The organism is Hyphococcus aureus (genome assembly GCF_042643165.1).
GTDB classification, from domain to species: domain Bacteria; phylum Pseudomonadota; class Alphaproteobacteria; order Caulobacterales; family Parvularculaceae; genus Hyphococcus; species Hyphococcus aureus.
Map to the genome: position 1 here is coordinate 570562 of NZ_JBHRSH010000001.1, position 19123 is coordinate 589684.

A 19123-nucleotide genomic window follows, 5' to 3' on the forward strand; every position below is an offset into this window, starting at 1 on the left:
GCGACGTCGCTCTTGCCATTCGCTAACGGCTCTTTGCTTTGTACGCGGACGGCGTGACGCCGACGAAGCGGCGAAAACTTTCCGAGAAATGACCGTGGCTTGAAAAACCAAGCGCATGGGCGACCGTCGTGACCGTGGCTTCTGACCTGGCGAGGAGTTCGCAGGCGCGGGCGATGCGGCGCTCGGTGAGATAGCGATGCGGCGCAACGCCCGCCGATGTTCGGAACGCGCTCGCGAAATGATGGGGGCTCAATTCTGCGACGCGCGCGAGTTCGGTTTGAGTCAATTCTTCGCCGAGATGAGCTTCGATGAATTCGACGACCCGGCGCAGGCGCCGGATATCAAGACCGCCGTCAGTTGTGCGGCTGGACCTTGCGCCGGCGTAGTTGCGGAGAATGTGCACCGCGAGAACGACGCCCAACGATTCAAGATAAGGTGGCCCCGACCAGCCGCCGAACTGGAGTTCGAGGCGCAGCTTTGCAATGAGCGAGTCGATATCGGGATCGCGCATGCCGAACCGCGCACGAATGGCGTCCTCTTCGCGAATACCGGTTTCGCGCAGCAGCGTTTCGATGAGCGCAGGCTCGAATGCGACAGTGAACAGCGTCGGTCTGGCGTTCCACTGCGAATGACAAGGCATGCCGGCCGGAACGATCTGCGCCGAGTTCGGCAGCAGCCAGTGGCGGCGTGATTGATCGTCTCCATTCGGACGCCATTCTAGCTCGAAAGCGTCGCTTTCGATCACGGCGACGACGAGCTGAGCGGATCCGATTTCGACGCCGTCATTCGCCGCAAGACGGCCGCGGCTGACAGTGACGCCGCCGGCGCTCAAGCGACTGCAAAGCATGAAGCCCGGCGACGGCTTCGCGCCCGCGAAGTCGATGAGTTCATTTCGCCGCCAGCGATACGCCGCTGTCATCGCGGCCTCCGTTTGCGGCTTCGTGTTCGCGGGCGGCGAGGCCATCGTAATACTGGCGCATCAACTCGTAATGCTCGTCTTTCAGCGCATCGGTGAACGGGAGATGTTCCGGCGCCCGATCGCCTGTGAGAAGAACGCTCGGGCACTGGCCTTCATAATTGCCGAGGCTCGGCAGGTGCTGGCGGTAGCCGGCGAGCGCCGCGACATCTGGCGGAAACGACCGCGCGATGTGCGGCGGATAGGCGAGCCACTGGTTTTCCCAGGGCTTCAGCCAGCCGAGACAGTAGGACATGATGAGTCCGCGGCGCGGCTTTGCGCTCCGGTTGGCGCCGCCGGAATGCAGGGTCGAGCCGAGAAAGAACAGCGCCGAGCCTCTCGGCATCACCGCAGAAACGGCGTCTTCATCAGGGAGCATTTCTTCCGGGTTAGCGAGATGGCTCTTCGGCCAAAGCCTTGTCGCGCCGTTCTCGTTTGTGAAATCATCGAGCGCCCACATCACGTTGACCATGTATTGCATGGCGCCCTTGGGACCGGCCCACATGTCCTGGTCGCGATGCGGGGCTTGTACGGGCGCGCCCGGGTGAATCTCGATCGCCTGGGTCAGGTTGAGCTGAAGGCACTGGCACCATGCGCCGATGACACTTTCTACGACGTGCAAGACTGACGGATGCATGACGATTTCTTGCGCCTCGCGCGAACGCCTCAGCACGGCGCCGAAGCGTTTCGTCTCGGCGCCGTAGAACATGCCCCGGCCGAAGGAAGCCGCCTCGAAATGCGGATCGAGTTCGCCGCAAAGCCGGTCGATCGACGCCGGATCGAGGAGCGCCGGCGCAATGACGTAACCGTCCGCGAGGAGCCGGCTTGCGAGCGCGTCGCCATCGATATCCGTCGAATCGAACGTTTGTCTGTTGGTGATAGTCTGCATGAGAATGTCTCCGATTGTTTAGGCGGCAAGTTCCGATTGGTGATTTGAAAGGCGCGGCGCCGCTTTCGGACACCGCCAGTTCTCGGCGAGCAGGCCCGCCGTGTCGTCGTCCATGTGGATCTGAACGGCGCCGGCTGGCGCGCCATTGATTGACTCCGGCTGCCCAAGCGGCGTGCAGCGCCAGCCCGCGGAGAGAAGCTCCGACAGGAAGGCCATATGGCAGACAGCGGTGTAGCTTGTGACGCCCGCAATTGCCGCATAATCGATAATGCCGCGCGCCAGGATATTGCGCGCTGCGATGCGGTCCCTCTTGCGCAGCGGCAGGCAGAGCCGCGTGATCTCTCGAATATCGGGGCCTCGCGGAATGGCGGCGTCGCAGAGTTCGGGGAACACAGAGTCGAGGAGATGCGGCCGGTCCGTGCGCAGGAATCGTATTGAAGCGACATGCCGGTCCGTATCGTCGGAAAGGACCAGGTATAAAGCGTCATCGTCGTCGAAGGCGTCGCGCTCCTCGCCATTCTTATGCGAGAGGTCCCAACGGAAGATGTCGACGAAGAGCCGCTTGCGGTCGCGATGCATCGATCGCACGAGATCTGGAAACTCTTCGATATTGCGCCGGTCGATGAGGCGAAGCATGAGCCCTCCACGTTTTGCTGCGTGGAGGGTTCCCCGATCTCGCCTTCAAGTCATTGTGCCTTTCGGCACATTGACCGGACTATCGAAGCGCGTCGACGAGTCCGATCTGTCCTTCGAAGAGCGCGCGCATGACGACCTGCATGCGGCTGCCGACCTCGTAATGGGCGCGCGCGTCTTCGATATGCCGTTTCACTGTGCCTTCCGATATGCCCAATATCTTGCCGATTTCCCAATTCGACTTGCCCCGCGCGGCGAATAGCACGCATTCGAGCTGGCGTTGCGTCAATGGCCCTTTAATGGGACGCTTTGCTTCGGGAAAGGCGTTGAACACCATTGCACGCGCCGCCTGAAATGCGAATCCGCCGATGAGCTGCGCCATTTTGAGATTGTCATGCGGCAAGGCGCGTCCGGCAGCCATTGCAAAGTTGCAGCTTCCGTTCGCTTCGCCCGGCACATGAGCGGGAACCGTGTATCCATCATCGATTCCTGCCTTGACGGTGCGCTCGCGAATTTCGCGATGCGCCTCGGTCACCGGAATGAGCGTTGGTATTTCCGACCAGCAGAACCCGACATTGGTGCGCTGGCTCGCCAACAGGACCGGATCGTTGGCGACGATATTGTCGGCGATATAGCGTTCGATCCAGCTTTCGGGATAGGTGCCGAGCGCGACGAGTTCGCCTTCCTCCATATGCGTCAAGGCTTCGCTATAGCCGCTGAGGTCGACATGGTGAATGAGCGCGAAATAGTCGAATCCCATTTCGGTCGTGATGTCAGCCAAAAGTCCGCGTAGCTCCGATGGGCTGCCGAGGGTCCGAGATTTGTCGACAAACGCCTGGACGGCGTTCAGGCCGGTCATCGATTGCCCTCTCCTTCCCGACTCGCTCTGAACGGCTATCGAACCAATGGATAAGCGTAATCGAGCTAATTCTAAAATTGACGAAAAGTATTTCGACGGAGTCTATTAATCTCAGAGAGTAACAATCTCAGGTAGAATCTGGAAGCGCAATTACATATTTCTGGTTAACTCTAACATTGAAGCATACACAGGACCCGCGCACGCGTAGCCGTTCCCGTGTGCGCGCAAATGTGCAAACGAGCAACGCCGCTTTCGATTAACGCTGCTGCGCTTGATTGCAGGCGAACGAATCACAACGAAGCCGATGGCCGGGCGAGTCTCGATAACGGAAAGCATGTACCGCACGTTGATGGAACGTGTGCTCGCCGGTGCGTTTTCACCCGGCGCGCGGATCGACGTAAATGAGATCGCTGCTGCCGATGGCGTCAGTCCGACCCCCGTGCGCAATGCGCTTAATCGGCTGGTCGGCGCAGGACTTCTCGTATCGCACTCCAACGAAGGCTTTTTTGCGCCGATCCTTTCCGAGCAGTATGTGCGCGAACTTTATGATTCCAGCGCTGCACTTCTCGGGTTCGCCATCGCCAGGGCGGCCAATGTGCGGCCGCCGCCAAAGTCCGCTCCCATCAGTCGCGCCCGCGCTGACGGAGCGATTGAGCAGCGCACCGAGGCGGCGTTTCGAGACATTATGCAGCTCTGCGCCAATACTCAGCTTTGCGCTGCGCTGGACGACATCGCGCTTCGGCTGAGGCCGGTTCGCGTTCACGAAAGCGGAGTGATAGTTAATGGAGCGGCCGAGTTGCGTAGAATTCTACGGGTCTATGAGGCGTTCGATTTAACAGAACTCGACCGGCTCATCGGCGCATATCATCGCCGCCGCATCCGCCTTGCATCCGAATTGCTTGCGAAGATGCAGCAGGGCGATCCTCGCCCTGCTGCTGCCGCTCGACCGGCAGGCGAGCGTGCATAAAACACCCTGTACGGAGAATATTTCCGGATAATTTTTTAGATGAGCGTCATCTTGCTGAATTCCAATCACAATATTCTGATGATTTTCTCACAATTGCTTAGGGATAGCAGCGCCCCGCTTCTAGACTCCACTCCGCCATGATCCCCATGGCGCAACCGATAGGAGCAAAGTCATGAAGAAAATCGAAACGCATGACGACGACATCATCGATCTCGGCGTCGCGAGCGAGGAAACGAAAGGCATTCCTCATCTCGTGTCGGTCGAGGACTTCCAGTCGCGTCCGCCGGCGGACGAGCTTTCCGCCGACTGAGTGTTCGCGTACCGGGCGCAGCGCGCGGGCGCCCGGAATTCCGAATAGGTCGGTGTGAAATCATGGCTCATCCTCTTCGCGCCGGTCTCGCATTCTGCTTTGTTAACGAAAGACCGGTTTTTCTAGACGTCACTCGCGATCGCTACTTCACGATTCAAGGGTCGCTGGAAGCAGCATTCAAGGAACTTGTTGCTGGCCGCGATCTGTCTCGCGACTCCATTGACCGTCTCTTGAGCGCCGGCATTCTCGAACCGGAAGGCGGAGGGCCTAATATCCCTTCGCCGCCCCGGATCGTCTCACCCGGCCGAAGCGTTATTGAAGGATGGTTCGCCGATCGCCGAGCGGGACTCGCCGCAACAGTGAAAACCGCGATCTGTCTGGTCCGCAGCCGGAGACGATTGCAGCGCGACGGCTTTGCGCGAATCATCGACGAGCTTCGCGCAAGGAAGCGCCATACAGGCGACGCGCGCCATTCATTCATCGAAGCGCGAGCTGCGGAATTTCAGGCGGCGCGCTGCCTGTTCCCGGCGCCGCCAAATTGCCTGCCCGATTCTTTGGCGTTGCTAGATTATCTCTACAACCAAGGCGTAGTGGCCGATCTGGTGATCGGCGTTCGCATGGCTCCCTCTGGCGCCCATTGTTGGGTTCAAACGCGCGAAGCGTTGCTGAACGAAGCGGTCGACTACGCCGGTTCGTTCACGCCGATCCTCACGGCATGACCCATAACCAGTTTCTTGCGATCGTTTCAGATCGCGTTCCCCCGGCAGCCGGATTCGCGGCGATGACCGAGGCTAAGCGACGCCTTGGGTTCCGCGTCGTGTTGCAGCATGGGCGGCTTTGCGTCCTGGCGCATCAAGACGCCGCATCAGCCCGAACGGACGACGGCTTGGGCGTTATGATCGGCGCCGCGTTCCCGCCATGGCGCCCCGGGACGTCCGGACGGGGCTCGCTGGAAGTTTTCCATAATAGTGGCTGCGCCGAAGCAGGCCCGTGGGGCGGCTTCATCGAGTTTCGCGTGGATGAAGAGGCAAGTACGGTCGACATTACGCGCGATCCTTCCGGCATGGCTCCCTGTTTCACAGCGCGGCGCCATGATTCGACTTGGGTCTTTTCGGATCTTGAGATCGCCATAGAAGCCGGTCTCGACATGCCGGCGATCGACTGGACCGGGGTTGCGCACTATCTCGCTTTTCCTCATCTTCCTGCGAGGCGGACATGTCTCGCTGGGGTCGACCGGCTGCTTCCGGGCATGCGGCTGCGTTTGACCCTCGGCCAGCCGCCTTCCCTGGAGAGCGCGTGGAGTCCATGGTCGCATGCCGGCAAGGCGCGTCGAATAAGCGATTATGCAGACGCCGTACGAGAACTTCGCAACGTCACCCTCGAATGCGTCGGCGCATGGGCGGCGCAGTCGCAGCCGGTTTTGCTCCAGCTTTCCGGCGGCCTCGATTCCTCGATCATCGCCGCATGTCTCAGCCAAAAGCGCGCCGCGTATTCGTGCGTCACATTCGCGACAAGCGATGCTTCCGGCGACGAACGGCGCCATGCGCGACTTGTGGCAAGGCATTTGGACGTTCCATTGCGCGAGCTCCATCTCGACGCGAGCGACTCGCCCCTTGTACCACAAGGGCTGCCCCGGACGCCGATCCCAAGCGGCGCGCCCTGGCGAGCGGTGATCGACGCCGCTCTTTCTGGCGTCATCGACGATACGGGCGCAGACCGGCTCTTTTCGGGCGGCGGGGGGGACAATGTGTTTTGTTACCTGACGACCGCCGCGCCCGCAGCGGACGCCTTGCGTGCGTTCGGTCCAGGATTTCGGTTCTTCGCAGCCGCGAGGGACGTCGCAAGGCTGCATCGGGCCAGCGTCTGGCGCGCGTCCCGATATGCGGTTCGAAAGGCGTATTGGGCGAGACCGAAATTGTGGCCCTGCAACGACGCATTTCTGACGCGTGACGCTGCATCTATCGCGCCGCCAGCCCATCCGTGGTTCGACGCGCCGCATGAAGCGCTCCCGGGCAAGCTCGAACAGACGGCGTCGATCGCGAGCGCCGTCGCCATCAGCGACGGCGGCGACCGGCGCCTGCCAGCCGCGCTGTGTTATCCCTTGCTCTCGCTGCCCGTCATCGAGACGTGCCTAACGATTCCCACATGGATGTGGGTGAAGAGCAGCCGCAACCGGGCCGTGGCGCGCGATGCATTCGAAGATTTGCTTCCCAGCGAAACTCTATCGCGGCGGACCAAGGGAGACCTGACCGGCCTGATCGCGGCCATCTATCGCGCGAACAAATCTGAGATTGAAATGTTGCTAATGGAGGGCCGGCTTGCGCGCGAGGGCATTGTGGACCGGGATGCCGTAGCGAACCGAATGGGCGAAGCCGGTCTGTCGCGCGATGCGAATTTCGCTCAGCTCGTGACGCTCGCCGCCGTCGAAGGATGGATTCAATCAATCCTTTGACGTTTGACCATTCGCATCGCCTTCGCTGCGAATGCCGCTCGACTGCGCCCCCTCTTTCAGTTTCCGCCAGCGCTCGAACTGCGCGGCGCGGGCGCCCCCTGCTTCCTCGCCCAGAAGCCAGAACCGGAACCAGTCCAGATTGCGCTGATAGATGGCGAGACGGCGGCGCGGCTGAATTTTGTAATGGGGCGCATCGGGAAAGACGTGGACCTCAACAGGCGCGCCGGATTCCATAAGAGGGACAAAATATTCCGGCGCCACCAAATATTCCTGCTCGGCCAGTTGCATCAACAGCGGGAAGCGCAAGCGGTTTAAATTGCGGCTCGGGGAGATGCGCCGCCATTGCACGGGCGTCTCGTCGGGCGCGCCAAGCCCCCAGACCCGTTTCAGATTCTCTTTGAACGCATCTCCCTTGAGGGCCCGTTGCCAATAATAGCTCGCGGTCATGGTCGGCGTCGCCAGGGACGCGGCGGCGATGAGATCGCTGTGATAGGCCGTCCACATGGCGACGGACGCGCCGAAACTGAAACCGCCCACGCCAATCCTTTCGCGATCGACGCCTCTCCTTTCGACGAGATCGATAGCGCTGTTGATCCCCGCGAGCGCAATTTCGTATTCTTCAATCGCCGAAACCGCGGCGCCGTCCATCGGATACATATTGATGCAGAGACTAGCGATGCCTGCGGAGGCGAGAGAGACAAGCGGCCACTCGTCGCCGAACCCGCCCCGAATAAATCCCTGACAGTTGTAATAGGTCAGAAACATCGGTGAGGCCGTTTCGCCTTGGCTGTCTCGCGCCGCGGGATAGAAGTAGCCGGTAAAGACGCGCCCCTCGCCGTCGCGCCAGCTCAGCAATTCGGCGTGGGCGTCGAGGTTGCGCGCGAGCGCGCGATTCGGCGCAGCGATGACGCGGGTCTCGCCGCTGTCGAGGTCGATGCGCTCGATCTGAGGCGGCGTGTTCGCGTCCGCCGCGATGCAAAGGGCGTAATGCGCGCCGACGGCGCAGCCGGCGCCGAGGCCGATCACGCGGCCGCTGTGCAGGAGCCCCTGCGCCTCGCGCACCAGACGAACTCCATCATTTTCGACATCCCACGCAAAGATGCTCATGGCGTCGCCGCGTTCGCGGTCTCTTGTCGCAAACACGACCTCTTGGGCCGCGCCGCGCCAGGACAGCCAGGCGATGGACCGCGAACATTGAGGCGCCGCGCAGACGAATTCTCCTTCTCCGATGCGCGCGCGCAAAAAACGTTTGCCTTCTTCCTTGATCGCATGGGCGGCTCTTCCGTCGGCGGTGACATGCGTGTGTTCCGATCTCCCGGGCGCGTCGTCCAGCGACGGGCCGCCGGCGATTCGGCGAAAGGCTTTTTCTTCTTGCTGGCTCGCCGAACGCACGCGGCCGCTTTCGAGCTCCATTATCTTGACCTGTGTCGAACGATCGCCGAGGAGCGTCGTCACCTGCATCCACTCGCCGAGATAGCGCTGCGTCACGCGGCGGCCGTGATGCAACCCGGACCGGAACAGTCCCTGCCCGATGGGGACGGTTCCGTCGATCAGGATGCCCGAATGGTATTCGTCGAGTTCGGCCTGTTCGATCTCCTCACGAGAGGCGCCGACTTCATAGGCGAGTTTGTCGCCGGCGAGGAGTTCGAAGGATTTGATGTCCGCAGCATCGTCCGTGAGGCGCTCGGCCGTGCCTGTCATCGACACGCGCCAGATCTGCACCTCGCCGTCCTGAAGCGCGCGGAAATAGAACCATTTCGAATCCGGCGACCAACGCGGCGCTTCGCCCATCGCCCAGCCGCCCGTGAATATGGGCGCGCCGCCGTCTGCAATGCGTCGCGGCGCCTCATCGCCGTCAAGACGGAAGACAATCCATTCGGAACGATAGGCGTTCTCCTCAACCGATGCGTGCTCGGCGCGGTAGGCTGCATAGTCGCCATCTGGTGAAGTCGACAGCCCCGTGAAATCGGTGATTTCGACGAGCATTCTAAGCGACTCGGCTTCAGCGTCGGCCGCGGTAGCTGACGCAAGGAAGGCCGAAGAGAGAAATGCCGCGGCGACCGCGCCGCATGTTCTGAACTTTGAACGCAACACAAACAGCCCCGCTCAGAGTGAGTATCGAAGGGTCGCGGCGATGAAACGCCCGACAGGAGATGCATTCGCGCTGTCGAAAAGCATTCCTGGAAACGCGACGCCGCCGCCCGCGGCGAAAGGCGGGTCTTCGTCAAATGCGTTGGTGACAGAGAGCGACGCCTCGAAACCGTCTAGCGCATTCGTGAGCGAACCGAGCCGGTACTGCAGCGTCAGATCGAGCGTGGTCCAAGAGGACACCTCGGCCGCCGGCATTGCGACATTGTCTTTCGACCCTGAGACATAATTAACGATCGCCGTCGCGGTGAAGCTGTCGTCTATCTCCCAGCTGGCGCCGCCGCGCCCTCGGAATTCCGCTGGCTGAAAGATCAATCCGGACTGCCGCGAAACGGCGAACGTCGGAATGGTCTGCGTGTCGATCCTCAGCCAACTAAAATCGCCGAAGAACGCGACGTCGCCGGGCGCGAAACGAAACGAGACATCCGTTCCGCGCACTTGTTGCGAGCTGGCGTTCACGAAGCCCGAATTGACGATTGCGAGGACCGCATTCGGGTCATAGGGAAGTCCCGAGATGTTGAAGAACTGGTCGGCGGCGTCGATGATGGCGGATTGCGCCGAAGCTGACGGGTCTCGGTCGACAAAGGGTTCATGCGCCGGATCGGACAACGCCGATCCGAGATTGACGATCGGGCTGACGATCCGATCCCGGAAGTCGATGTCGAAATAGGTAACAGACAAGTCGAACGCTGGAATGAATTGCGGCGTCCAGTCGAAGCCAGCGGTCCAGGAGGTCGCGCGCTCCGGCTCAAGATCTGGATTCCCGCTGAAATTGAGAAAAGCAAGGCCAGGATCAGCGGAGCCGAGATTCGGCGCGTTCCAAAGCGTCACCACATGATCGGCAAGCAAATGATCGAAACGCGGCGCCCGGAAGGATTTGCCCCAGGTGCCCCGAAAAACGATATCGGGAATGGGCGCGTAGCGGACGCCAGCCTTCGGCGTCGTCGCCGCGCCGAACCCGCTATGATCCTCGACCCGGACGGCGACATTGAGTTCGAGCCGGGCAAGCCCCAACCGGTCCTCGGACGGCGACACGAGCGGCGCCGACGCCTCGCCGAAGAAGAACGCGATATTCCGTGTTCCGTTGCGCAACGTTCCGCCAAGATCGGCGTCGAGCGCCTCCTCCCGATAGCCGCCGCCGATCGCCGCGCGAAGGTCGCCGGAGGGCAGCCGCGCGATTTTCCCTTCCGTCGCTGCGCCGATGGTCCATGCGGTGTTCGTCGAGACGGCGTCGAAATCGCCGCCGAAATTGTCTGTGGTCTCGATATCTCGTGTGCTACGCGCCGCCGAACCTTCGATCTGCGCGGTCCAACCCGCGGGCAGCTCAACCGTCGCGCGCGGCGCGATGAGAAAGGATTCGGTGTCGACGGTTTTCGAGTCTGCGAATCCGCCGGCGCCGTATTCGGTCGTGCGGCTCGCACGGCGGTTCGTGTAAAGCCCGATGACGTCGAGCTCTACGAAACTCGACAGTTCTTGGTTGCCGGACATGAAGCCCGACCATTGGCGGTTCGCCGGCAAAAGCGAATTCAAGGGGCCGGCCGTTTCGGAAAAATCCCGTTCGCCCGCGAAGATCGGATTCTGTTTCAGATAGTCGGCGCCGACAAGAAACGAGCCGCCTTTCCAGCGCTCGCCCGCGGCCGCGCTGTAGGTCTGCTCGAAGCCGCCGCCTTGCGTTGCACCGCCGACGCGGGCGCGAAGCTCCGCGCCGTCATAATCGTCGGCGACGATGAAATTGACGACGCCGGCGACCGCGTCGGCGCCATAGAGCGCTGACGAACCGTCGAGTAAAACATCGACGCGATCGAGCGCTGCGAGCGGGATCGCCGAGACGTCCGTAGTCTCGCCGCCGCCGATCGGCGCCAGCCGGCGCCCGTTGACGAGAATGAGCGTTGCGTCCGGACCCATGCCACGCAAATTGACGGTAGAATCGCCGCCGAGACCGGAATTCGTATTGACCGTTGTCGGCTGGACGGTCGGATTGATGCCGCCCCTGAATGTCTGCGGGAGCGTGCGTAGCAACTCTCCCGTCTGCGACTGTCCGGATCGCTCGATTTCCTGACGCGTTATGGTCTGGATTGGCGCGGCGGGCGACGCACCGCGAATGCGCGTGCCGGTGACGACGATCTGATCGCGATCGGCTGATGAACGTTCGCTGTCGGAACGCCGACCGCTTTGTTCCGGATCATCGCGCTCGCGGCCAATCTCGACCCTTTGAGAATCGCGCATGCCAGCGGCATTATTCACGTCGGCAGGGACTGTCATGGATGCCGTTTGTAGCCGCGGCGAGACAATCAATGTCTGTTCGTCCCGGATTTTATAGGTAAGCCCGCTGGCGGCGAGCAGGCGTTCCAACGCTTCGAAACTGGTGAAAGCGCCGATCAATTCGCGGCTACGAATGCCGGCCGTCAAATCGTCCTCAATCAGGACGACGAAATTCGATTGTTCGGACCATGCGATGAGCGCGTCCGTCAAAGACTGCGCCGGAATGTTCCATTCGAGCGCGACGCTGTTGTCAGCTCTTTCAAATCCCGCATCGCTGCTGGCGGCTTCAGCAACGCAAATCAGCGCCATCGCCGATACGGATGCGGCAATTGCATTTCGCATATTCTTTTTCATTCGTTTCCCCTCCCGATATTCGACTTGTCGCGCGCGAGCTGTACCGCCCGGGCGCGACAAGTCGTTTCCAGCCCCGCTGTCGTTCGCTGCGACGAAAACGTGACAGGATTCAGGAAAGGTTTTTTTTGGAGGAGCGGCGCCCGCCGACCGAAACCGGATGATCGGACCAGCGATCAGGGCGCGCCTTCGGCGGCGGACCTTAAGACAATACGGTCCCGCCGCGACCGGTCGACTTCCAGCGGGAGAATATCGGGGAGGCCGTCGATGGTCGCATCGATCTGATCCGTGCGAAGCGACGCCACGAGCGGCAATTCAAGGAGGTTCTCGTCGACGACGATCGGAATGCGCGAATACCGGTTGGCGTCGGCGATGAATTCGCGCAAGGGCGCGCCCTTATACGCAAGGCGGCCAACTCGCCATGAACCGATCGTCGCGGGCGGCGCCTCGATGACATTCGTCAGACCATCGCCGCTCACGGGCGCCGCGACCTGCTCGCCGGCGGAAAGACGTTCCTTTGCAGCGATCAATGCATCTGCGCCGCTGCGCGGCGCACGCCGCCGCACCTCCACTTCGCCTTCCGCGACAGAAACGGTGACGCCCGCCGGTCCCTGGCGGACGTTGAACTTCGTGCCGGTCACGCGGACTTCGGTTTCGCCAGACGCGACGATGAAAGCGCGCGCGTCTCCTTTGCGTACGTCGAAAAACGCCTCGCCGCTTTGCAGATAAATCCGCCGCTCGCCGTCTGAGTATGCGACGCTGACTTTGCTTTTCGGCGCAAGGTCGGCGACGCTCCCGTCTGGCAGCGCGATCTGCGCCGTTTCGGCCGTAGACGTCGCATGGACATTGGGAAGGAGCCAGGCGGGCTGCGCGTAGATGATCGCCGGAACGGTGACCGCAAGCCCGACCGCGGCGGCCAGCGCCCCGTAAACGAACGCGCGGCGCGATAGCGGGCGCCCGCGCGCCAATTCTGGCGCCGCCACGAGTTCCTTGAGGTCGCCGAGCTCGCCAACATCCTCCCAGATTGAAAGCGTGTGTTCGTAAGCCGCGGCGTGCCGCGGATCGGCGCTGCGCCAAGTTTCAAATGCGCGGCGGTCTTCATAAGTCGCGGCGTCGCTCCGCAACAGCGCAAACCATTTCGTCGCTTCGTCGATCACGGCGTCATCAACGCCTCGTCGCGGCTCGCCCATTGAGCTTCTCCGCGGGTCTTTCTTCAGCCCGTTCTTCAAATATCCGCGTCATCTCCGCCTGGCAATCGCGCATCGCTCTTGAAACATGCTGGCGAACGGCTTCGGGCTTCATGCTGAGCCGGGCCGCAATCTCGGTTTCGGTCAATTCGTGAAATCGCGCCAGAATGAACACTGTTCGGCGCTTCTGCGGCATGGCGCCGACAATCGCGCGAAGCCGGTTCAGTTTGTCCCGCCGGATCGCTTCGGCTTCCGGCGAAGGGGCCTCCTCGCCGCTCGCCGCGCCCGGATCGGCCGCGTAACGCGCTGCGCCAGCGATCCGCGCTTCTTCCCGGCGATAGTAATCCGCAAGCTGATTGCGCGCGGCGCGAAACAGATACTGGCGAACGTCGCGCACCGAATAAATCGCGGTTCTCGCCGCGAGCGACGCAAAAACCGTATGCGCAATGTCCGCGGCAATCGCCCGCTCGGGCAGCCGGTTCGCCAGGAACGACACCAGAGGTTCATGATAGGCGCGATAGGCGTCTTCAAGATCGAGGGCGCCCGCTGCCGCCGTGGAGAAGCCGTCGTCAGGCGCCATCGGATCGCCCCTTTTTGCGCGCGTTCGTCATCGCGCGGCCGCCTTTGTTCGCGTGGAAGCCGCGGACAGCCGTTTGAGGAGTTTGCGGACGAGCGTGCGATCGGGCGCGTTCGCGATCGCCTGATAGCTCCTGATCAGGTCGATAAGTTCACCCTCGCGCGCCGGCGCCGCTCGCGGACTGACGGTCAGCGGCACAACAAGGATCGGGTTCTTTTTTGTCTTCGCCGCTCCGCGCGAACGCCCCGGCCTGCCGCGCAGCCCCGCGTAAAGCGCGCCGACTTCGACGCCCAAGATTTCCGCGGCGCGATAGGCGGTCGAAGCCGCCATGCGGTCCCTACCGCTTTCGTATTTCTGAATCTGCTGAAGACTCACACCGAGCCGACGGCCGAGCTCGGTCTGGTTCAGCCCTTGAGACAACCGCAATTGCTTGAGGGTTGTACCAAGTCCTGCTTCGATCAGTTTGGCCGTATCTTCCGGAGCCCGTCTTATGCGGGGCCGAATGGGCTTGCCCGGCCTCGTCGCCGGCGCCTTGGGCCGATTGTTTGGGGGGCCATCGTCCCTACTTTGATCCTGTCGCCGACTCATCGCTCTGCCATTTGCCCAGCTCCAAGGCCACAAGAAATGCACATGTGCATTTTATGCATATGTGCATAGCGGTCAATGGCACTCCTCGGACGTGGCGAACCTGAGAGAGAATTTGGCTAGAAATCTTCGCGCGAGGCGCGGGAAGAAAACGCAAGCTGCGTTCGGTCAGCGCGTCGGCGTTCATCAGTCAACGATTTATCGTATCGAACAAGGAACCCAGAATGTTACGATCGATACGTTGCAGACACTCTGTAATCGACTCCGATGCCCGGCAAGTGACCTTCTCGACGACCCGAAAGGCAAGTGAGCATTTGGAGACACGTCAGCGGCGTACAGGCGAGCTAAATGCGCAAGTGCATTTTATGCACATGTGCATTGCACGCCGTGGCACGCCAAGGCCGTGCCAAACTTTCGCAAAATTCTCGCGCACAATATTCGTGCACGCCGAGGTAAACTGACTCAAAAGGAGTTTGCCAGAAAACTCGGAATTGACCAGGCGTCGGTAAACCGGATTGAACTTGGCGAGCAAAACATCACGATTGATACGTTGCAGCTTATTTGCGATAGGCTGAAGTGCGCCGCCGGTGATTTGCTGGACAGTTGATTTGCAAGCAGCGTCAATTCCGGAATTCGCAAGTCACCACGGACGGATACTCTTGTCGGCAAAGACGTTAGGATCGAAACGCCATAAGGCGTTTATCGCTTTGCTGATTAAAGAGCGAAAAGCCGCGAAAATGAATCAGACCGAACTCGCACGAGCGCTTGGGCAATATCAGTCGTTTGTCGCCAGAGTGGAAAGCGGCGAACGGCGGGTTGATGTGATCGAATTTCTCGACCTAGCGAACGCAATTGGGTTTGACCCGAAAAAAGCAATCGCGAAATTAGCGGCGAAATAGCCGCATCTGATGCTATGTCGGTCGCAGGTGGAGTGACAACTAATATACGCCGGCTAAATCCTCGAAGCGGACCTCCGCGATTATGACCCTCTTCCGATACGCGTCTTATGAAATAGACGCGAGCGTCGAAACGGAAACCGGCGAATAAGGAGCCGCGGGATAGGCGAGAAAGCGCCTCTTCACATCCTGTCCATTGGCGTCCGCGAGCGCGCGCGCCAAGGCCGGTAGCTCTTTTCGCGCGCGGCGCACGTTATCGAGCTCGATGGGTTTGTCGCTTTCTGGCGCATCGACGCGGAGGACACGGTCCTTGCCGAGCAACAGATACGCCTGGCCGAGGGCGTTGCGTGACTGCGCCCTGATCGCCGCCTTTATGATCCCGCGCCAACCCCACAGTCCAGCGACAGACAGTTTCGCGTCCACACGCTGCACCGTCTCGCCGCAACCGAGGCTTAACACCTCGATCTGCCGGCGGTCGAGATCGAAGCAGGCGAGCGCGTCGACGACGGCGTTCATGACGGGATTGTTCGCCCAGACGCCGCCGTCGACGAACATGTAATGGTTGTTCTCGAACGCCTTGAAATAAGTCGGCGCGGCGGCTGTCGCCATGGCGACGCGCGCCATCTGTTCGTGCTGATCCTTCGAATAGTCGGGATGATGCGGCGTCTTGTATATCCAAGGCTCGCCATAGCGGCCTTCGAAAGCGGGAATGACGAGGCGCGTCGTTGCTTCCCCGATGACGCGGTCACGAAAAATCTTGCGCAATTCGGTCTCAAGGGATTTTTCATCATAGATATAGCGAACCACGTGGCGGCACTTGCGCAAAGCCCTCGTCGCGACGTTTCCTGGCGGGAAGATCGCTTCGCCGCGCTCCGTGTAGAGCTTGAGAATGTCGTCCGCCTTTATGGCGCAGGCAAGGCCGAGCGCGATGACGCCGCCCGTCGAAGTTCCGGCGATCATGTCGAAATATCGCCCGACGGACGTGCCGCCTAAAAACCGCGCTTCGAGCTCTCGAAGATAAGCCGCGGGAAGGATTCCACAGATTCCGCCGCCGTCGATCGCAAGGATGCGGAACGGCCGGTTTTTCGGCCACGGCAATTTAACGCGCTGATGCTCGATCGCGCCGGAGGATCGGCGCGGCGGTTCATATGTCATGCGCATCTCCTCAAGCATGCAAGCGGCGGACGGTGCCCGTGCCGGCCGCCGCCCTCCCACCGGCCGGTGACCCTCCAGGATTCGTAGCAAGCTAGCCAGTCAGCAGTCCAAGGCACGGTGGTGAAAGCGAGATAATCGTCCGGGGTCCATTCGTCTTCGGCGGGATCGAACAGGCAGAGCGGCGACAGCGGGAGATAGTCCCGACGCTCATAGACATGCGGAAGTGGGGCTTCTTCGGCCGCCTCGAAGTTCGGCTTCAGCGCCGGCCATAAGACACGCACGACCGGAAAGACTGGCGCGCCGATCCAGGGCCCTTGCGGCGGCAGGCTGTAGGCTATCTCGACTTCATAGGTCTTTTCGATTCCAGCGAGCGGACCGCGCCAGACCGCACCCGTTTGGCTACGGGCGTCGACCGCGAGACGGCGCCAATGGAGCGACATCAAGGTGATTTGCTGATCAATGGTCTTCATCATCGAGAAGCCCGCCGTAGAAGGTGTGCGGCCGCGCCGCGGCCGGCACCGCCGACGTCGCCCCAATAATGGCGGGCGCCACGCGGCCCGTCACGAGATGGTGCCGCGCACCCGTCCGCACGGCTTCCGACAGGCGCGACGCATAGTCCTCGATCACCGAGACCGCCGGGCCCTCGCCGAACATCTCCGTGAGCAAGGCCCTTTGTTCCTCGAGGTCGCGTTCGCCCGAAATCAAGTCTTTCAGCTGAACGCGAAACAGTTTGAGATCGCCGATGTAAAGGCGCTGCGACTCGCGGTGTTCCGGCCAGCGATCCGTGAACGCATCATCCCGGCATTTCGGGTTGCGAATATCGACGAGACGTCCCTCGCGCTCAGCGGACTCCAGTCTTTCAAGAAGGTCGCCGGTGATGGCGAAGAGCGCCTGCGAAATGCTGGCGCCTTCGATAACGGCGTCGACCATGACGGCCGCCATCATGACGGAGGGCGGCATGCGCAGCCCTTTCCGGCTTTGGTAGCGGCTGTTCCGGTTGCGTTTCATCAGCTGATGCGCGACGACCAAGGCCGACTTGCCGAGTTCGGCGTCGGGGACGTCCTTATAGGCGGCGTCTTCGGCCAAGAGTTCGCGATCGTGAATGCGCACGCGCTTTCCGTAGGCCTCTCGGAACGCGAGGTCGGCGGGCGTATTGGCGAGGACGTGCTCGCAGAACGCCCAGCTGTTCATGATTTTCGTGAAATGCTCCGCCGCCGGAGCGCCGGGCTTTGCGTGGAAAATGACGCTCTTGCGCGCGTCTTGGGGGTCGATCACGATCGAAGGTGTGACGTCGAGGTGCATGCCGTCGGCGTAGTGAATCGTCACGCAGCGTGTCTGGCGCTCCACCTGCCCGTGATAGCGCGAGCCCGGCGGACCGTTCAGTGCCTCGAAAAGGAGATCAAGCGCCGTTTCCGGCGATGTGTCGGCGGGCAGGTTGAGCTCGGCGACGATGTCGATGTCGTAGCCGTCGTCCCGACGGCGGGCCCGAATGGTCGCGCGGATCGCCATCGAGCCTTGCGGATAAAACCAGGCCACGAGGTCATGGAGCGGGCTGCCTTCCCGCTCGATATGGGTGCGCGCGGACCCGTAGCGATCGATCGCCTTGCGCCGTTGGCTGGGCGGCAGTTCGATCCGGATCGCGGTTTCGGCCAGCAGGAGTTCGCCGACCGGCGATTCCGGGCTTAAGGGGGTTTTAGGGGGCGTCAACAGCATCTTCGTTTCTCCGAAAGCGGGCGGCCCGCCATCGGGCCCCACCGACTGCGCGCCCTTCTTGCCCCACCCGCGCAATCGCTCTAGTTTCTTATATGATCAGCTTTGCTGATTCGTCAAGTAACCTGATGTATGAGAGGCGCGCCATGACCGAAGCCAAACCTGCAGGACGTTGGAGCATCGAGCAACGCCTTGAATTTATTGAGTTTCGTCTCTTTTGGGAGGGAACCATTCGGCGCATCGACATCCGCAGAAAGTTTTCCGTATCGCTGCAGCAAGCGTCGATCGACATAAACAAATACCGGGATCTTGCGCCGGACAACCTCTTTTACGACGCCAGCGACAAGCGCTATTACGCGGCTAAGGGCTTCAAGCCGCTGTTCCATAAGCCGAACCCCGGCCGCTACCTCGCTCAACTCCGCGCCATCACCGAAGACGTCATCTCCGAAGAGGAGACGATGATCGGGAGCCTGCCTGATTGCGATGTCCTGCCGATTCCGGCGCGGACCGTTTCCGCCAGCAAGCTCAGGAAGATCCTCCAGGCGATCCGGACCCAGCAGTCGATCATGGTCGAGTACCAGTCGATGAACGATGCGCGCCCGGAACCTCTCTGGCGTACGATCACGCCGCATGCAATCGCGTCGGACGGGCTCAGATGGCATGCGCGGGCCTATTGTCACCTCGAAGAGCGATTTAAGGACTTCATCATCTCGCGCTGCCTGCGCATCGGTAAGGTCGGCGACTCGCACCCGATCAATCGAGAGGACGCCGATTGGAACTGTTTCTTCGACGTCATCTTGGCACCCAACCCCGCGCTTGGCGTGGCGCAACAACGCACTATCGAAATCGATTACGGCATGAAGGACGGAAGCTGCACGGTGCGAGTCCGGAGAGCTCTGCTCTATTATTTCGATAAGCGCATGCGCCTCGATGTCAGCGCAAAACACGACCGCCCGAAAGAAACGCCACTGATCGTCAAGAACCGGAAAGACTATGACGCAGCGCTTTCCGGCAGCGTGACGTGACTTTCTTGCCAACGGCCTTCGAAATCGTGTTCGTTTGCTTGCCGGGGCTCAGTGAGCCGTTCGCAACGTCCGCTTTTGCGCGCATTGCCGCCATCCGGCCCCACGTCGATATTAACAATTTGTCGCCGTAGCCGCATTCGCTCTTCTCACGTTCACGTCTCG

Annotated in this window: 20 protein-coding genes; 8 read left to right on the plus strand and 12 right to left on the minus strand. The window is 61.3% G+C overall.

The window, feature by feature from the left end; all coding sequences use genetic code 11:
* Nucleotides 1–22: 22 nt before the first annotated feature.
* From ACFOOP_RS02615 to ACFOOP_RS02630, 4 genes are all read right to left on the minus strand, one after another.
* Nucleotides 23–919, minus strand: coding sequence for a helix-turn-helix domain-containing protein (locus ACFOOP_RS02615; RefSeq protein WP_379879307.1), 897 nt, complete (start codon nucleotides 917–919; stop codon nucleotides 23–25).
* Nucleotides 888–1844, minus strand: a complete 957-nt coding sequence (locus ACFOOP_RS02620) for a phytanoyl-CoA dioxygenase family protein (RefSeq protein ID WP_379879308.1) — start codon at nucleotides 1842–1844, stop codon at nucleotides 888–890. Before ACFOOP_RS02620 ends, ACFOOP_RS02615 begins: the two co-directional genes overlap by 32 nt.
* 18 nt (nucleotides 1845–1862) lie before the next feature.
* Nucleotides 1863–2480, minus strand: a complete 618-nt coding sequence (locus ACFOOP_RS02625; RefSeq protein WP_379879309.1) for an acyl-homoserine-lactone synthase — start codon at nucleotides 2478–2480, stop codon at nucleotides 1863–1865.
* Nucleotides 2481–2559: 79 nt separating this feature from the next.
* Nucleotides 2560–3336, minus strand: coding sequence for a helix-turn-helix transcriptional regulator (locus ACFOOP_RS02630; protein WP_379879310.1), 777 nt, complete (start codon nucleotides 3334–3336; stop codon nucleotides 2560–2562).
* 334 nt (nucleotides 3337–3670) lie between these two features.
* Here ACFOOP_RS02630 and ACFOOP_RS02635 point away from each other — a divergent pair, with 334 nt between their 5' ends.
* From ACFOOP_RS02635 to ACFOOP_RS02650, 4 genes are all read left to right on the plus strand, one after another.
* Nucleotides 3671–4303 (plus strand): GntR family transcriptional regulator, encoded by a 633-nt coding sequence (locus ACFOOP_RS02635; protein ID WP_379879311.1) that lies wholly within the window; start codon nucleotides 3671–3673, stop codon nucleotides 4301–4303.
* Between the two features lie 172 nt (nucleotides 4304–4475).
* Complete coding sequence (locus ACFOOP_RS02640; protein ID WP_379879312.1) at nucleotides 4476–4613, plus strand: benenodin family lasso peptide; 138 nt, start codon at nucleotides 4476–4478, stop codon at nucleotides 4611–4613.
* 62 nt (nucleotides 4614–4675) lie between these two features.
* Nucleotides 4676–5332 (plus strand): lasso peptide biosynthesis B2 protein, encoded by a 657-nt coding sequence (locus ACFOOP_RS02645; protein WP_379879313.1) that lies wholly within the window; start codon nucleotides 4676–4678, stop codon nucleotides 5330–5332.
* A gap of 62 nt (nucleotides 5333–5394) precedes the next feature.
* On the plus strand, nucleotides 5395–7065 hold the full coding sequence (locus ACFOOP_RS02650) for an asparagine synthase-related protein (RefSeq protein WP_379879314.1): 1671 nt from the start codon (nucleotides 5395–5397) through the stop codon (nucleotides 7063–7065).
* Here ACFOOP_RS02650 and ACFOOP_RS02655 read toward each other — a convergent pair.
* The 5 genes from ACFOOP_RS02655 to ACFOOP_RS02675 form a co-directional block, all read right to left on the minus strand.
* Nucleotides 7054–9051 carry an Atxe2 family lasso peptide isopeptidase gene (locus ACFOOP_RS02655; RefSeq protein ID WP_379879315.1) on the minus strand — a complete coding sequence of 666 codons (1998 nt, stop codon included), beginning with the start codon at nucleotides 9049–9051 and terminating at the stop codon, nucleotides 7054–7056. The genes ACFOOP_RS02650 and ACFOOP_RS02655 overlap by 12 nt on opposite strands.
* 120 nt (nucleotides 9052–9171) lie before the next feature.
* Nucleotides 9172–11829 carry a TonB-dependent receptor domain-containing protein gene (locus ACFOOP_RS02660; RefSeq protein ID WP_379879316.1) on the minus strand — a complete coding sequence of 886 codons (2658 nt, stop codon included), beginning with the start codon at nucleotides 11827–11829 and terminating at the stop codon, nucleotides 9172–9174.
* Between the two features lie 173 nt (nucleotides 11830–12002).
* Nucleotides 12003–13016: a FecR family protein gene (locus ACFOOP_RS02665; RefSeq protein ID WP_379879317.1), complete on the minus strand. Its 1014-nt coding sequence runs from the start codon at nucleotides 13014–13016 to the stop codon at nucleotides 12003–12005.
* Nucleotides 12991–13593, minus strand: coding sequence for an RNA polymerase sigma factor (locus ACFOOP_RS02670; RefSeq protein WP_379879318.1), 603 nt, complete (start codon nucleotides 13591–13593; stop codon nucleotides 12991–12993). The genes ACFOOP_RS02665 and ACFOOP_RS02670 overlap by 26 nt, the downstream gene beginning before the upstream one ends.
* Before the next feature lie 27 nt (nucleotides 13594–13620).
* A complete protein-coding gene (locus ACFOOP_RS02675) occupies nucleotides 13621–14178 on the minus strand; it encodes a helix-turn-helix transcriptional regulator (RefSeq protein ID WP_379879319.1) in 558 nt (185 codons plus the stop codon).
* Between the two features lie 91 nt (nucleotides 14179–14269).
* Between ACFOOP_RS02675 and ACFOOP_RS02680 the strand changes: the two genes are divergently transcribed.
* The 3 genes from ACFOOP_RS02680 (at nucleotide 14270) to ACFOOP_RS02690 (ending at nucleotide 15074) form a co-directional block, all read left to right on the plus strand.
* Nucleotides 14270–14485, plus strand: coding sequence for a helix-turn-helix domain-containing protein (locus tag ACFOOP_RS02680; RefSeq protein ID WP_379879320.1), 216 nt, complete (start codon nucleotides 14270–14272; stop codon nucleotides 14483–14485).
* A gap of 93 nt (nucleotides 14486–14578) precedes the next feature.
* A complete protein-coding gene (locus ACFOOP_RS02685) occupies nucleotides 14579–14782 on the plus strand; it encodes a helix-turn-helix domain-containing protein (protein WP_379879321.1) in 204 nt (67 codons plus the stop codon).
* Entirely contained in the window at nucleotides 14763–15074 is a 312-nt protein-coding gene (locus ACFOOP_RS02690) for a helix-turn-helix domain-containing protein (RefSeq protein ID WP_379879322.1), read from the plus strand. Before ACFOOP_RS02685 ends, ACFOOP_RS02690 begins: the two co-directional genes overlap by 20 nt.
* A gap of 105 nt (nucleotides 15075–15179) precedes the next feature.
* Here the strand turns inward: ACFOOP_RS02690 and ACFOOP_RS02695 are convergent, their stop codons facing one another.
* The 3 genes from ACFOOP_RS02695 to ACFOOP_RS02705 are packed head-to-tail and all read right to left on the minus strand — an operon-like array spanning nucleotide 15180 to nucleotide 17939.
* Nucleotides 15180–16226, minus strand: a complete 1047-nt coding sequence (locus ACFOOP_RS02695) for a CBASS cGAMP-activated phospholipase (protein WP_379879323.1) — start codon at nucleotides 16224–16226, stop codon at nucleotides 15180–15182.
* On the minus strand, nucleotides 16223–16699 hold the full coding sequence (locus ACFOOP_RS02700) for a type II CBASS E2 protein (protein ID WP_379879324.1): 477 nt from the start codon (nucleotides 16697–16699) through the stop codon (nucleotides 16223–16225). Before ACFOOP_RS02700 ends, ACFOOP_RS02695 begins: the two co-directional genes overlap by 4 nt.
* The gene (locus ACFOOP_RS02705) at nucleotides 16683–17939 is read right to left on the minus strand and encodes a nucleotidyltransferase domain-containing protein (RefSeq protein ID WP_379879325.1); all 1257 of its coding nucleotides are present in this window, start codon (nucleotides 17937–17939) and stop codon (nucleotides 16683–16685) included. The genes ACFOOP_RS02700 and ACFOOP_RS02705 overlap by 17 nt, the downstream gene beginning before the upstream one ends.
* Nucleotides 17940–18082: 143 nt before the next feature.
* Here ACFOOP_RS02705 and ACFOOP_RS02710 point away from each other — a divergent pair, with 143 nt between their 5' ends.
* Nucleotides 18083–18961, plus strand: a complete 879-nt coding sequence (locus tag ACFOOP_RS02710; RefSeq protein ID WP_379879326.1) for a BrxR family helix-turn-helix transcriptional regulator — start codon at nucleotides 18083–18085, stop codon at nucleotides 18959–18961.
* Nucleotides 18962–19123 lie beyond the last annotated feature (162 nt).

Coding starts and splice junctions, on each gene's coding strand:
- ACFOOP_RS02615 (WP_379879307.1), bottom strand. CDS start 919: ATGACAGCGGCGTATCGCTGGCGGCGAAATGAACTCATCGACTTCGCG.
- ACFOOP_RS02620 (WP_379879308.1), bottom strand. CDS start 1,844: ATGCAGACTATCACCAACAGACAAACGTTCGATTCGACGGATATCGAT.
- ACFOOP_RS02625 (WP_379879309.1), bottom strand. CDS start 2,480: ATGCTTCGCCTCATCGACCGGCGCAATATCGAAGAGTTTCCAGATCTC.
- ACFOOP_RS02630 (WP_379879310.1), bottom strand. CDS start 3,336: ATGACCGGCCTGAACGCCGTCCAGGCGTTTGTCGACAAATCTCGGACC.
- ACFOOP_RS02635 (WP_379879311.1), top strand. CDS start 3,671: ATGTACCGCACGTTGATGGAACGTGTGCTCGCCGGTGCGTTTTCACCC.
- ACFOOP_RS02640 (WP_379879312.1), top strand. CDS start 4,476: ATGAAGAAAATCGAAACGCATGACGACGACATCATCGATCTCGGCGTC.
- ACFOOP_RS02645 (WP_379879313.1), top strand. CDS start 4,676: ATGGCTCATCCTCTTCGCGCCGGTCTCGCATTCTGCTTTGTTAACGAA.
- ACFOOP_RS02650 (WP_379879314.1), top strand. CDS start 5,395: ATGACCGAGGCTAAGCGACGCCTTGGGTTCCGCGTCGTGTTGCAGCAT.
- ACFOOP_RS02655 (WP_379879315.1), bottom strand. CDS start 9,051: ATGCTCGTCGAAATCACCGATTTCACGGGGCTGTCGACTTCACCAGAT.
- ACFOOP_RS02660 (WP_379879316.1), bottom strand. CDS start 11,829: ATGAAAAAGAATATGCGAAATGCAATTGCCGCATCCGTATCGGCGATG.
- ACFOOP_RS02665 (WP_379879317.1), bottom strand. CDS start 13,016: ATGGGCGAGCCGCGACGAGGCGTTGATGACGCCGTGATCGACGAAGCG.
- ACFOOP_RS02670 (WP_379879318.1), bottom strand. CDS start 13,593: ATGGCGCCTGACGACGGCTTCTCCACGGCGGCAGCGGGCGCCCTCGAT.
- ACFOOP_RS02675 (WP_379879319.1), bottom strand. CDS start 14,178: ATGAGTCGGCGACAGGATCAAAGTAGGGACGATGGCCCCCCAAACAAT.
- ACFOOP_RS02695 (WP_379879323.1), bottom strand. CDS start 16,226: ATGACATATGAACCGCCGCGCCGATCCTCCGGCGCGATCGAGCATCAG.
- ACFOOP_RS02700 (WP_379879324.1), bottom strand. CDS start 16,699: ATGATGAAGACCATTGATCAGCAAATCACCTTGATGTCGCTCCATTGG.
- ACFOOP_RS02705 (WP_379879325.1), bottom strand. CDS start 17,939: ATGCTGTTGACGCCCCCTAAAACCCCCTTAAGCCCGGAATCGCCGGTC.
- ACFOOP_RS02710 (WP_379879326.1), top strand. CDS start 18,083: ATGACCGAAGCCAAACCTGCAGGACGTTGGAGCATCGAGCAACGCCTT.